The 12,416-nt window shown below is 33.7% G+C and carries 15 protein-coding genes; 4 read left to right on the top strand and 11 right to left on the bottom strand.

Annotated features, from left to right (window positions below):
* Nucleotides 1–422: YeiH family protein (locus I1J71_RS08210; protein ID WP_195184401.1), on the bottom strand; the 422-nt coding region annotated here is incomplete at its 3' end.
* Between the two features lie 705 nt (nucleotides 423–1,127).
* Here I1J71_RS08210 and I1J71_RS08205 point away from each other — a divergent pair.
* The 3 genes from I1J71_RS08205 (at nucleotide 1,128) to I1J71_RS08195 (ending at nucleotide 4,721) form a co-directional block, all read left to right on the top strand.
* Nucleotides 1,128–2,426: a plasmid recombination protein gene (locus tag I1J71_RS08205; RefSeq protein WP_195184400.1), complete on the top strand. Its 1,299-nt coding sequence runs from the start codon at nucleotides 1,128–1,130 to the stop codon at nucleotides 2,424–2,426.
* A 360-nt stretch (nucleotides 2,427–2,786) separates the two neighbouring features.
* Nucleotides 2,787–4,172, top strand: coding sequence for a DnaD domain protein (locus I1J71_RS08200; RefSeq protein WP_195184399.1), 1,386 nt, complete (start codon nucleotides 2,787–2,789; stop codon nucleotides 4,170–4,172).
* A gap of 153 nt (nucleotides 4,173–4,325) precedes the next feature.
* Complete coding sequence (locus tag I1J71_RS08195) at nucleotides 4,326–4,721, top strand: hypothetical protein (RefSeq protein WP_195184398.1); 396 nt, start codon at nucleotides 4,326–4,328, stop codon at nucleotides 4,719–4,721.
* Nucleotides 4,722–5,048: 327 nt separating this feature from the next.
* Here I1J71_RS08195 and I1J71_RS08190 read toward each other — a convergent pair whose 3' ends face one another.
* The 7 genes from I1J71_RS08190 to I1J71_RS08160 all read right to left on the bottom strand — a co-directional run bounded on the left by I1J71_RS08190 (nucleotide 5,049) and on the right by I1J71_RS08160 (nucleotide 8,944).
* Entirely contained in the window at nucleotides 5,049–5,213 is a 165-nt protein-coding gene (locus I1J71_RS08190) for a hypothetical protein (protein ID WP_195184397.1), read from the bottom strand.
* On the bottom strand, nucleotides 5,213–5,782 hold the full coding sequence (locus I1J71_RS08185; protein ID WP_195184396.1) for a hypothetical protein: 570 nt from the start codon (nucleotides 5,780–5,782) through the stop codon (nucleotides 5,213–5,215). The genes I1J71_RS08190 and I1J71_RS08185 overlap by 1 nt, the downstream gene beginning before the upstream one ends.
* Before the next feature lie 36 nt (nucleotides 5,783–5,818).
* Nucleotides 5,819–6,223 (bottom strand): hypothetical protein, encoded by a 405-nt coding sequence (locus I1J71_RS08180; protein WP_195184395.1) that lies wholly within the window; start codon nucleotides 6,221–6,223, stop codon nucleotides 5,819–5,821.
* 85 nt (nucleotides 6,224–6,308) lie between these two features.
* Nucleotides 6,309–6,896, bottom strand: a complete 588-nt coding sequence (locus I1J71_RS08175) for an ABC transporter ATP-binding protein (protein ID WP_195184394.1) — start codon at nucleotides 6,894–6,896, stop codon at nucleotides 6,309–6,311.
* A 182-nt stretch (nucleotides 6,897–7,078) separates the two neighbouring features.
* Nucleotides 7,079–7,717 carry a replication/maintenance protein RepL gene (locus I1J71_RS08170; protein ID WP_195184393.1) on the bottom strand — a complete coding sequence of 213 codons (639 nt, stop codon included), beginning with the start codon at nucleotides 7,715–7,717 and terminating at the stop codon, nucleotides 7,079–7,081.
* Nucleotides 7,718–8,165: 448 nt separating this feature from the next.
* Nucleotides 8,166–8,522 carry a type II toxin-antitoxin system PemK/MazF family toxin gene (locus I1J71_RS08165; RefSeq protein WP_195184392.1) on the bottom strand — a complete coding sequence of 119 codons (357 nt, stop codon included), beginning with the start codon at nucleotides 8,520–8,522 and terminating at the stop codon, nucleotides 8,166–8,168.
* Nucleotides 8,523–8,662: 140 nt separating this feature from the next.
* A complete protein-coding gene (locus I1J71_RS08160; RefSeq protein WP_195184391.1) occupies nucleotides 8,663–8,944 on the bottom strand; it encodes an AbrB/MazE/SpoVT family DNA-binding domain-containing protein in 282 nt (93 codons plus the stop codon).
* A 433-nt stretch (nucleotides 8,945–9,377) separates the two neighbouring features.
* Here I1J71_RS08160 and I1J71_RS08155 point away from each other — a divergent pair, with 433 nt between their 5' ends.
* A complete protein-coding gene (locus tag I1J71_RS08155; RefSeq protein WP_195184390.1) occupies nucleotides 9,378–9,929 on the top strand; it encodes a phospholipase A2 family protein in 552 nt (183 codons plus the stop codon).
* Between the two features lie 1,172 nt (nucleotides 9,930–11,101).
* Here I1J71_RS08155 and I1J71_RS08150 read toward each other — a convergent pair.
* The 3 genes from I1J71_RS08150 to I1J71_RS08140 all read right to left on the bottom strand — a co-directional run.
* Nucleotides 11,102–11,401: a type II toxin-antitoxin system RelE family toxin gene (locus tag I1J71_RS08150; RefSeq protein ID WP_195184389.1), complete on the bottom strand. Its 300-nt coding sequence runs from the start codon at nucleotides 11,399–11,401 to the stop codon at nucleotides 11,102–11,104.
* Entirely contained in the window at nucleotides 11,398–11,646 is a 249-nt protein-coding gene (locus I1J71_RS08145; protein WP_001018847.1) for a type II toxin-antitoxin system RelB/DinJ family antitoxin, read from the bottom strand. Before I1J71_RS08145 ends, I1J71_RS08150 begins: the two co-directional genes overlap by 4 nt.
* 452 nt (nucleotides 11,647–12,098) lie before the next feature.
* A partial coding sequence (locus I1J71_RS08140) for a putative sulfate exporter family transporter (protein WP_195184388.1) occupies nucleotides 12,099–12,416 on the bottom strand: 318 nt, incomplete at its 5' end.

The following is a 12,416-nucleotide window of genomic DNA, read 5'->3' as shown; positions in this document are numbered from 1 at the left end:
TGAATAACAGGAGCAGTCGCTGCAATGGCAGAACCGCCACAGATAGAAGATCCAACTCCAATCAAGGTAGCTAGCTTGGTATCCAGATTAAAAAAGCGTTGGAAAAAGAAAGCTATAATCAAAGCAATTGAAATAGTTGAGAGGATGACAGGAAGGGAAGATTTTCCAACTGCGAAAACTTGAGAGATATTGAGTCCAAATCCAAGCAAGATAACAGCATACTGAAGCAATTTTTTGGAGCTATAAGTCAAACCGGCATCCAGTTGTTTATAAGAAGTGAGAAAGGGATGGAGAATCATTCCGATAAAAATGGCGAAAACAGGTGCTCCTACAACAGGCAGAAAGCCTCCTAAAACCCAAGAGATGATAGAAATGATCAGACAGGCTAACAGTCCTGCCCAATTTTTTGATAGAAATGACATAAAAACCTCCGAAAATAAATACCCCTTATTATAATCTTATTCATCAGAAAAGTAAAATAGAAAATAGAAAGTAGGAATAAGGTAGTAAATTAACGGAATTTTGCGGTCAGATAGGTCCTTATTTTGTTAGCAAAAGATGGGCAAGCAAAAATTGCAGTGGGCAATTTTTTCGGTGCGGTGTTCGCGCCGATTTTTTTCGAGTCCACTTTGTGGGCCGAAAAACGCAGTGAATTTTTTGGACCATGATGGGCCAAAAAAGGGGTGCAACCCATGGCCCTCGGCAGAGCGTTTTAGTTTTGTACGTTGCGCAGCAATGTCAAAACTACAAAAACGTTACTCTTTGACAAAGAGTAACAGAAACTCTGCTTGATCCGAGATAGATACTTTTATTTACAACTGATTACATATCGACAATAGTTGGCGTGGAATAGCGATAGCCCCACGCCGTAGCCCAACATTTTGGGCTAAATGTTTCTCTTTAAGCTGCTGAAACTATATAGAAATCCATAGATTTAAAAATCATGGACTTATATAGTGTTCCATAAATTCTAAAAAGATGGTCTTATATAGTGACCATCTTTTTGAAAAACAAATGCTCAAATAAATTTGTTAATCACGTTTTTAACGGAAATTTTTAAAAATTTTTATTATCTTTTGTTTTTTGTGGCATACTACTATCACAATAGTAAGAGAGGAAACAGACTAATGAATCAAATGACCATTTCTTTCAAAACAAAAACTGGCATGACAAATATACGTCATAATAACAGAGATCTGAGCGAAGAAGAGTTTAAGAGTAATGAACACAAACATATAAATCGTGCATTGTCCCAGGAAAATATAACGATTATTAAACGTGACATAAAAGAAGTCTATCACGATGAATTTGACGATGCTTTAAATACTTATAATTCAAAGCAACGGAGGAAGGATAGAAAAATTGAAGACTACTACAAACACGTTAAAAAATCAAAGACATTAGATCTGCAACGTGAATTTGTAGTCTCAGTAGGTAATAAATCTGACTGGGAAAAGATGGATTTCAATAAAAAAAGAAAGGTGGGAGAGGCTCTAGCAAGCTACGTAAGAGATTTTAATGAACGGCACGATCATTTAGTTATCTATAATGCAGTTGTCCATTTAGACGAAGATGGAGCTCCTCACGCTCATTTTAACGTTGTTCCTATTGCTGATGGGTATAAAAATGGTCTTTCGAAACAACCATCTTTTTCAAAAGCTCTCCTCCAGGAAGGATTTAAAGAAAAAGGCCGTGGCCAACTGAAACAATTTCGTGATCATGAAATTGATAGGATTCAATACTTTATGAAAAGCCTTAATATCGAACGCAAGTTAGGTCAGACGAACGATATTAAGGATATGCGAGAATATAAAGAAACTATGCGACAAATTGAATTACAGAAGCAGCAAGAAGAGAGGGAACTGCAGCATTTGAAGAATGAAGTCGCAAACATGTCCGAAGAGTTGGATAAAGCAAAATTAGAAGATGAAACTATCAATGCTATGTTACGTCTTCAAATGATCAGTGAAACTGAAGTAGATAAAAGTCAATTTGAAATCAAAGAGCGAGGGCTATTTAATAACCGTGAACGTGTTGTGATTGTTCCTGAAGATGTGTTTGATAGAATAGCCATGAAGGCGAACTATAGTCCATTGTCGAATTTGTTGAACGATTTTAAAGAGTCTATTCTTCAAATAGGGTTCATTAAAAAGTTACATTCTACAATTTCATCTTTGAAGAACGTAATCAAAGAACTGAAAGCAGAATTCCAAAAAGAGAAAGCTCACTTGGAAGAAGAAAATCGAAATGCTTTGTCTAAGTATTTCAAGGCTAAGGAAGAAGCTGATAATTATAAACGTTTTAAATCAGAGTTTGAAAGATATTTATCTGAAGAGGAAAAAAATGAGATCTCAGATAAAATCTATGAACGTCAAGAAGCTGAAATTGAAGGAGGTTTGTGGCAAGATTTTGATTTAGATCGTTAGATAAATTAGGGGAACCTTTATTCTTTTCTCCTCCTCAGTATGTAATAGTAATAGTAATAGTAGGAAGAGATTTAAGGGGCTAAAAACCCTATAACAGAGGGATTCTATTTATTAAAGTAAACAAGAATGCGGGGTAAAGTACACCAAAATGCGGGGTAAAGTACACCAAAATGCGGGGTAAAGTAAACAAGAATGCGGGGTAAAGTACACCAAAATGCGGGGTTTAATTTTTGTGTTCTCCATTTCCCTATTAAAAATATTATATAAGAAAAACTCAACTATGTCACACCAAAAATGAGAATGGTTGTTTTTAGCAAAAAAAAGTGTTATAATGTGCTTAACAATAAAATGAGGGCACAAATGTCAGAAAAAACAACTGCTAAAGAAGTAAAACAGATACATAATGATAACGAGGAAGTCTGGAAGTTATCAAATATAGAAAGATCAGAACTTGCTAAGAGTCGGAGTTTATTGATCACTAATCTTGCAAATAAGATGAATTCTTCTCAAAATGTACTATTTTCATTTGCATTACTTAATGCAAATATTGAAGATGGTTTTGCTGAATCAGAGTTTTCATTAACCGCTTTGAGTAAGTTTTTAAATAATCAAAATTATCAAAAATATGATACTAGAAGGATTTTGAAAGATTTAAAAACAATTGCAGAAAATAGTCTTTTGATGATGGATGAAGAGATGGTTGCAAATCCTCAGAATGGGAAAGCTAAAGGAATTTTGATTTTTAGTGACTATTCATATAGTCGAGGGATTTATCATCTTACTTTCAATTCTACCCCGATTGGTAAGAAACGTTTAACTCCGATCATTGAGCTTTTACGTTCAAAAGAGGATAATCCATTAATTTATAATCTTGCTACTTTCTCAAAACTTAACTCCAGGGGCCAAAGTTTGTACGAGCATTTATTAATTGCAACTGCTCAAAATAAGAAAAAACTCAGTCTCAGTTTAGAAGAATTAAGAGGAATTTTTAAAGCTAACGGCAAGAGTATGGAACGATTTAATGCTATTAAAACTAAACATTTAATTCCAGCGCTTGTGAGTATTAATAAAAATACTGGTCTAGATGTAAAAATGGAACCCATTAAAGAAAGCAGACGTATTGTTGGAATTAATCTTTATTGGTCGCAAGAGAAAGTCAAATTGCCTTCAACAGAAAAGCAAATTAGTCTTATGCATGATTTTTATGTTCAGCTAAGCAAGCTTAATCTAACAAGTAAAGAAGATGTTGTCTTATTGAGTCAACTTAAAGATCCTCAACTGCTTGATAGAGAACAAGCAAGCAAAGCAATCGCTAAAGCTAAAAAAATCAGAGATACATTTAAATCAGCTCAGAATTTGATTGAAAATCATAAAGAAGATGTAGAGTTATTAGAGCAATACACAGATTTTTTTAATAAGTTTCCAAATGTAACCAATTCTGTAAAAGAGTCTATTGTAGCAGCAATTCTAAAGTTCTCTGAAGAATATAGGGAGCAATTACTTGAGTATGCTTACAATTTGTATCTTCAGAATGGAGCTAGCTCACTTAATTATATTGTGACAACATTGCAGGAATGGTCAGATAATAATGTAACTTCATTAGCAGATGCTAGGAAGCTACATGATGATACCTATGGCCCTTCATACGATCCTTTGCCTAACCCTGATGATGTAGAAATCAGCCCAGAGTTTGAAGCTGCTATGAATCTATGGTCAGATAAACGAGGGAAGGAAGGAAAACAATAATCAATTTTAAAAAGCAGCATTAAACTGCTTTTTTTTGCTGCTTATTTAAGTATTTTCATTAAATTATGCGTGTAGAATTGTATAGAATATGCTACAATGTATCTATACATAGTGCTATATTTGTGTAGCAAATAAAAACACCTAGGAGAAAAAATGAGCGTTCAAATCAGCGTGAGAGTTTCAAAAGAACAAAAGGAAAAACTTGTAGAGTTAGCTAAAAATGAGAATAAAACAATTACGCAATACATAGTCGATCGCTGTATTGTGGAAGATAGCTATACAGATGCTAGCAATGTAGATGATGCTAGCAATCGTGTAGCAGAAGTTCTACACGAGCAAATTGAGCAAATTCGTGCTGATTTTGAGACTGAACGTAGCTTTTATGTTTCTCAAATTGAGCAAAAAGATAAACAAATTGCTGAAATGTTAGAGACTAATAATAATCAACTCCAGTTGATTGGAGCACTCACAATAAAAAATGAAACTCTACTTTTAGAAACAAAACAAAGCTGGTGGAAACGATTGTTTTCTAGTAAGAAGAATAAATAATGATCTATAACTAGTAGAAATTTTGGAAGTTAGGATTTCATTTTGATAAATTTAAAAGAACAAAAGAAAAATGCCCAAGCGTTTATTAAACGTTGGGAAAATCGTGGGAACGAGCGCCAGAACAGCCAATCTTTTGGCTTGATCTACTTCAATCTGTTCATGGGAAAGAGAGACTCACTTCGTTCGCTCTCCTCTCCCTCCATTTTCAATCAATTTATCTATTAAATTTAAAACTAATACCCTCTGGGGTGGAATCAGTCGAAACTGCACCCAATATAAAAAGGCTGATATTTGATACCAGCCTTTTATTTTTATCTAAACCTTTAACTAATAATCTACAGTTTGGTTAGTTTTTTTTTTTTTTTGGGGGGGAGAGAGTTTTTTACTTTTGTTTCTTTTTAAAAATTGCATAATCACAACCCCTAAAACAACAGATATTGCGGGAAATATTTTAACCACAAAGTAATAGAATGCGCTTTCAAAAAATGACATCATTGTTCTCTAACATCCACAACTTTAGGGTAACTCTTTGCCCCTGAATATTGAGTAGGTGGTTCATATACTTGTTTCATTCTAACAATTACTCCCCGCTCAGCACCCAAATACGCACTTCCTCCCGCTCCTGCTACTGTACCTATCGCTGCTGCCCAACTAGCATTCAGTCCCGGAATTGCTCCTAATAAAGCTCCTCCAGCTGCCCCTCCTAATCCTATCAGTATACTCCAAGTAACATTATTGATATATACATCCATTAAGCCATTCCCTAAATGAACTACTTTATTTTCACCTTTAATTCCGAACCTTTGAGTAAATGCGGCAAAAACAATGTTATACTGTTCTTTAGTAAACAAACCTTGGTTATACAAATCTTCGGCCGCCTTAAGAACATCAGCATTAGAAAATGTAACTTCGCCAGCCATTTCATCAGTCGCATCCAATTTCATGTATCCTACATCAGGTTCATAACTCTGATTATTCAACGCAAAAACAGGGGCAACATTATCCGATAGTAATAATGCGACACTAGAAACAATAATTATCTTCTTAACGTTCGCTTTCATAAAACGACCTCCTTAAATTAAAATATTTTTTCAGCCTCAATTTACCACACATTTATCTCTCAATAGTTCAAAATCATTTTCATCAAGCTGATAAATTTTGGTATATTCTTTTTTGAACAACTCATTTCCGCCCTTTTTAGGGAAATTAACTAGATATACACTACCAATATCCATTTTTTGTATAACGGACTCAATTTGCGTTTTTTCATACAAAAAACACGCATTTTTGATGCTGACATGACAATTCTGAGCGTTTTTCAGATTTCTTCGTAAGCAACTTATCTCTAAAAACCCTAGAGCCTCAAGGACATACGCAATTTCATTAGAATAACTTTCCGAAAAGAAAGAGTGTAGGGAAATAAACCCTACATTCTTAAAATAACTTAGTACATAAATGAGAATGCTACCGCTGCCGCCAATATTGCAAAAACTATTTTCCAAATTTTTTTATTTTTTCCAAAAACCTTATCAGTTGACAAGGTTAATGTAAGAAAGGTAATGTACAACACAAGTTTAACTGGATGTATCATTGAGAAGTTATCCAGTGTGGAGTTCCATTTGGAAATAGTCCTACAAAAGCAACGATAACCCCTCGTCCGGCAGCATTATTATAAGTAATTAAAGCAGCAACAGTCCCTAAACTAGCAACTACAATTTTGGATGCGGTTGGGTCAGGAATTAAAGCAGCAAGAACAGTTCCTTCACTAATTCCAGCAACTATTTGATTGGCAGTAGTGCTATCTAAATAAAGGTCATATCCTTTCCAAGTAAAAACGATTTTATTATATCCTGAGAAACTTCTGAAAGAATATTTAGGAACTATTGTAATTGAATTTTCGGTAAAAATAACATTATATAAGTCAGTATCAGTGTTAGCTAATATCTCCTGCTTATATTTTTCAGTAATGGTAACTTTTTTAGCATCAGGATCCACGTCTAGATAGCCATTATCAGAGAGAGTTTCAATAACATCAATCTTATTAAGATTTCCTTGCACTGTTGTCTCTGTGACGGAATCAGCAACAACTGGATTCGCTCCTAAAGCAGGAGCAATAACCCCTAAAGAAACAATACATACCCCTAAAAGGGCTGAAGTTTTTATTTGTTTATTCATAAGAATTCTCCTTTCTATAAACAAATTGGAATTGAAAAACTAAAGTGATGAATTCAATTAGTTCATCTACTAAATCAGTTTTCGTGTATGCGCTTACATTATATCATAAAATATTATTACAAAGGCGCCAAGACTACGAGCGCTATGATTTAAAGACTATTTTTTTCGGAAAGTTGTAGTTTCTAATTTGTCATTTCTTCGTTGGCTGTTCCGTCTTCGTTAACTGCCTCCAGTTGCTCTTCTTCGATTGTTTCAAAGGTCAGCAAAATCTGCGCATTGTTGCTGATCGATTTGAAAAATCGGCCTGCTTCTACTGACAATTCGTAAGTGTTTTGACCGATTGCAGCCTTTGTAAGAACGCTCTTATCACGCAATTTCTTAACCGTCTTTTGTACAGTTGGATAAGACAATTCTAACGCGTCTGCAATGGCTTGGATGCCGTCAAAGTAGATTGTATGGCCGTCTAGTTTCTTTGCGTTGTCGTAGATGAAACAAAGAATTTTAGAAGCATAATCTTCTGTAATATCATAATTCAAAACTAGGTGACGGACTGCAAGCTCACGAACTGCGCTTTTTTCTGCTTTTACAGTAAAGTCAGCAACTTCATGCTCACGAATTGCCTTGTCACGCTTTACAAAATCAAGTTTCTGCTCGATTGTCGGCACGATAACAGCCTTACGCCCCCCTTTCTTTTTTGGGGGTGCAACTGCTTCTACAACTTTCTTTTTCACGTCCTGACTGGGTTTCGGCTTAATTTCCGTTTGTCGTGCTTGTTTTACTTCTACGTTTGAAAAGTTTGAAAAAATTAAATCGTCTGCCATTTTTTATCTTTCTTTGTTTAGAAAATATTTTAATTTTATAACCTATCTGATTATCTCTAGTATAGCACATATTCTAAAATAGTACAAGTAAACCGCTTACTTTTTATAAAAAATTTTCAACTTTGATATTATTAAGTCTTTTAATTTGGTAATATAGAGTCTTAAAATCTTATTTATAAGGCTTTTTATTAAGACGAGGAGAGGGAAAAGAAGAAAAACTAAAAAGGTATTGTCTAAAATTTTGTTTTATTTGCCAACCTATTTTATTCTTGTATAGAGTTTAAAAATAGATTTTATTTTATAGAGTATGAAATTCAGTCATTAAATATAAATTTCTTTCTTGATTTTTTTGCTGTAAATTCTAATTTTAAATAGCTAGCGTTACCAGTACTAAGGATGCCTATTTCCCCGAAAAATAAAAAAACCTAGCTTCACTAGGCTAATTAATCTAAAAGAAGATGGCTTTGAATATCCCAAGGATTGCTCCGAGTTCTGCGTTTGATATAAATTCTTCATCATCAAACTCATATTCACGTTGCCGTAAATCTAAAGTTTTAGGTTGATCAACAACGACCCAACTGCTACTAGCAGAAAGTTCAATCTTATATCGAAAGGGTAAATTACGTTCAGTGCTTGTAATAGGTAATACTGTTACAACATTCGAACGATTAGTTTCTTTGTGTGATAGAACAAGATGTGGACGATAATTACCTTGTTCATGTCCTTTAACAGGATTTGAATCCAACCAAACCAAGTCCCCCTGAGACAGTTCTCCGAGTTCCCCTTCTTTAAATAAAATTTTCATATAATTCTCTCTTTCTTAAGTAATTAAATATTAGTTGCTTTCGTAGATATTGGAGAGGTCCTACTTAGGCACTTAATAGTATAAACTATGTTTAAACGTTTGTCAATAGAAATTAAAAGAGGCGCAAAAACTTGCGCCTCTTACATTTCTTCCCCAACCAGAGGGGTATCTTGCCATTCAAAATGATTTTGATAATTCTCAAAACCATTTAGCAAATCTTCCAGTTTAAATTCTGGAATGATTAATTTATCTTTATTATTTTTTATAGTGACCTGTTGTTCTTCTACCGAAAAATTAAGGGTATCTCCTTTGACTAGTCCAAAGGAATCTATCATTGATTTAGGTAGTAAAATTCCTAGACCGTTGCCCCATTTTTGGACCGTCCGCGTTTCCACTATTTTAGGTGTATCTACGCTAATCATATCCATTTCTCCTTGCGAAATTAGTCCGTTTTACTTTATTTATTTAACACGTGTCCCATCGTGTCTAATTAATAGTATAAACTAAGTTTAAACATTTTTCAAGATATAAATTAATATTTCTCGCTCTATTTCTAAAAAACCTCAGCAATATCAATCCCTGGGGAAGGCTCTTGATCATTTAAAATACGAGTCAAACAGTCTATACTAGATTGTAGATGAAACATTACTTTTAGAAACAAAACAAAGCTGGTGGCAACGTTTGTTTTCAAAAAAATAACTAATCAGTTGTATATTAGTGAGGATTTGGTTTTGATAAATTTAAAAGAGCAATTTATTAATGAATAAGCAACATTCTTGAAAACGCTTTCTTTTTATGCTATAATAATATTTGAAAGATGTATCAAAGCTAATTTATTACGAAAGGAGTTTTATCATGAGAAAATTTATATTCATAACATTAGCGATTTTATCAGTTTTTTTCCTGCTACCTAGTCCTGCTTCAGCAGACACAGACGCCTACAGTATGTTAGATAGGAATAGTACCAACATTCTTCAAGAACTGGATAAAGTCACTGAATTTAATGAACAGGGATTACCTGTTGTTAATCTAGAAGCTGCAGATGAAATGGGAGTAAGTGAAGAGGCGATGGAAGTCGCTTTGAATCTTAACCAAATAGTAAAAGATATAGAAACTAATGGAGAATCATCAACTCTTGCAGCAATGGAGCGTGCTTTAATTCCAGTTGGAGCTTACGGGAATTATTGTGGAAAAGGAAATAAAGGGTGGGATGTTGCACCTATAGATGACTTAGATAGTGCTTGTAGAGTACATGATAAATGCTTTAAAGGATTTACAAAAGACAATCGCGCCTGTAACAGAGAGTTTTTAAGAAATTTGCTACCGATTATTCAAAAAAATAGTGTTTTAACACCAAAAGGAGCTTACGCATTAGCTGCTTACAAGCTATTTGCGAAATTCGTATGATGTTCAGATTTCACATTATTATTTTTTTCTTCCTTTATCTCATTTTAGGGTTTGCTCTAATTAAGAACAAGTCAAAACTGAATTTGAGCAAACCAATAGCGATAGCTTTGTTAGTAGTTTACCTAATAATATTAGCTTTGATTGCATATATCACATTATTTTTTTTGATGTTTGGTTATAATTCTTAAGAAGCCAGCAATAAATGACAAGGGATATTACTCTTATCGAGTAATATCCCTTATTAACGCAAAAAAGTCTAGGCATTTTCGGAACACCTGAGGGGGATCTGAGTTTGCTATAAAAAATAGCAGACATCGGCAACCAATCGCCGATTTTTTGTATACAGACCTTAAAATTCAAATAGACGACTACAAGAAGCAAATTGAGCAACTCAAAAAGATAATCAGTTGCTGATTGAACAGAAAACGAAGAGATAGTGGAAGTTTTGGGAGTGAGAATTCATTTCTGAACTAACTCCATTTTTAAAAACGCTTTCTTTTTGTGCTATAATAATATTTGAAAGATGTATCAAGGCTAATATATAATGAAAGCGAAAGCATTTTGTTAGGGAGATCATTACAAATCCTAAACAAAAGATACAGTTAACAAAATAGAAAGGAAAAGTAGCCATGAAAAATTTTAAAGAATTTATTATTATTTTTTCATTATTTTGTCTATTCTCTATTACCAATCACTACTACCCAAAACTTTATAATTCAATACAAACAGTTATATTCATCCCGATATCAATATTTATAATCTATAAATTTATATCTTGGGTTATACTGTATATCCGTATTAAAATTAAAAACAACAACACAAAAAAATGAGTTGGGTTCCAACTCATTTTTCTTCTTCACTCAAATCATAATTTTCCGCAACTAAGGATAACTCTGGGATAAAAGCATCAGCTTTTTATTCTTCTGCTCTTTTTTTGATTAACGAGTATTTTGAGGCTAAATGCCGACTATCCTCGTCGTCCAACTATTCACAAATGAAATATGCTAATACATTTGCCATAACGCTGAAGAAGAGGTCAAATAAGTTACTCACGACTCTCACTTTCTATCCTGCTCTGTAGGTCGTGATCAATTATCTTAGCTCATTTGCTTTTAATTTCTTTAGAGGGATAGTGGGCATTTTTTCTTTTATATAGATTGGCTAAAATAAATTCATCTGTTTCTTATACGTTTTTCAGAAATTGTATAAATTTCGTTATCACTTCTCTTACCAATAGCAATGACTTCAATAATTTCAATTGTATTGACAGTTTCATGAAAAACAATTCTCAGGCCCAGTTTTTTGTGTTTTAACTTCCTGTAACCTGCTAGATTACCGTGAAGAGCCTCTCCGGCAAGCATTCCTTGATTTTCTAACTTGATAAGTGACTTTTTAACATGAAGACGTTGACTATTATCTAATTTATAAAAATCATCTTGTGCTTCAGGTATCAATTCAACTTTATAACTCAATCCCAACCATCCTCTACATTTTCCAAACCTTCACGCCAATTTGAACCAAGAAATTCATCGACAGTTAAATTTTTTCGTGCTTCAAGTTCAAATGGAATTTTACGATCACGTCTGATTTTATTGAAATATAAATTAATTGCTGTGGTATAGTCAAGTCCAATCTCGTTTAAGACCTCACCGACTTCCTGTTTTAATTCAGAGTCAATACTTAGATTCAATCTTGCTTTTGTAGTTGTAATAGCCATTTAAATCACCTCATCTTTTTGTGTATATTATACACAAAAAAACAGATTTCTTCAAACTATTTTTTTTCTCGTTGATAATTTTTCTGTATAAATTGTCAAAAAATGATGCTGAGATAGTCATTCTGGTCTATTTTCAGATTAAAGTACGGACAATCTACCGCTAAAAATCCCTACAGCGTCAATGGTTTTCGCTGTTTTTCTGTTCATTACACAACTTTCCGAAAAAGACCAATTTTTCGGAAAGTTATATGTTGTACCAAAATTGTCTCTACCACAACATATAGAAAAATAAGTGAAATGGATAGGGAATATCCCTTTTTATTTTGCTTTAAATCAGATTTTTGGATGGAATAGTAGATGATAAGACAAAATATCTTTGAACATACAAAAAGACAAACGCCAAAAATGACGTCTGTCTACGTTCTGAGGTAGCCTTTAGGCTCCCTTTTTTCTTAGAAAATACCGATGAGTAATTGCATGCCAAGACTAGTCAGGATGATAGCAATCCAGCAAAGGGCTCCAAGAAGAATGGATTTTCCACTGGATTTGATCATAGCAACGAGGTTGGTTTTGAGACCGATAGCACTCATGGCCATGATAATAAGGAATTTAGAGAGTTGTTTGAGAGGTGCAAAGAAGCTATTGCTAACACCAAAAGAAGTAAGGACGGTAGTTAGCAGAGAAGCTAGGATGAAGTAGAGAATGAAAACGGGGAAGATTTTTTTAAGCTTCACTCCTTGGTTATTGCCTTGTTGACGGCTTTGCCAATA

This window comes from Streptococcus infantis (assembly GCF_015546995.1).
In the GTDB taxonomy this organism is placed as follows: Bacteria; Bacillota; Bacilli; order Lactobacillales; family Streptococcaceae; genus Streptococcus; species Streptococcus infantis_J.
This window is presented reverse-complemented; position numbering and strand designations above follow the sequence as displayed.

What these genes read in the sequence shown, in the direction of transcription:
- I1J71_RS08205 (WP_195184400.1), top strand. Translation starts at nt 1,128, where the DNA reads ATGAATCAAATGACCATTTCTTTCAAAACAAAAACTGGCATGACAAAT.
- I1J71_RS08200 (WP_195184399.1), top strand. Translation starts at nt 2,787, where the DNA reads ATGTCAGAAAAAACAACTGCTAAAGAAGTAAAACAGATACATAATGAT.
- I1J71_RS08185 (WP_195184396.1), bottom strand. Translation starts at nt 5,782, where the DNA reads ATGAAAGCGAACGTTAAGAAGATAATTATTGTTTCTAGTGTCGCATTA.
- I1J71_RS08170 (WP_195184393.1), bottom strand. Translation starts at nt 7,717, where the DNA reads ATGGCAGACGATTTAATTTTTTCAAACTTTTCAAACGTAGAAGTAAAA.
- I1J71_RS08145 (WP_001018847.1), bottom strand. Translation starts at nt 11,646, where the DNA reads ATGGCTATTACAACTACAAAAGCAAGATTGAATCTAAGTATTGACTCT.
- I1J71_RS08195 (WP_195184398.1), top strand. Translation starts at nt 4,326, where the DNA reads ATGAGCGTTCAAATCAGCGTGAGAGTTTCAAAAGAACAAAAGGAAAAA.
- I1J71_RS08155 (WP_195184390.1), top strand. Translation starts at nt 9,378, where the DNA reads ATGAGAAAATTTATATTCATAACATTAGCGATTTTATCAGTTTTTTTC.
- I1J71_RS08190 (WP_195184397.1), bottom strand. Translation starts at nt 5,213, where the DNA reads ATGTCATTTTTTGAAAGCGCATTCTATTACTTTGTGGTTAAAATATTT.
- I1J71_RS08160 (WP_195184391.1), bottom strand. Translation starts at nt 8,944, where the DNA reads ATGATTAGCGTAGATACACCTAAAATAGTGGAAACGCGGACGGTCCAA.
- I1J71_RS08175 (WP_195184394.1), bottom strand. Translation starts at nt 6,896, where the DNA reads ATGAATAAACAAATAAAAACTTCAGCCCTTTTAGGGGTATGTATTGTT.
- I1J71_RS08165 (WP_195184392.1), bottom strand. Translation starts at nt 8,522, where the DNA reads ATGAAAATTTTATTTAAAGAAGGGGAACTCGGAGAACTGTCTCAGGGG.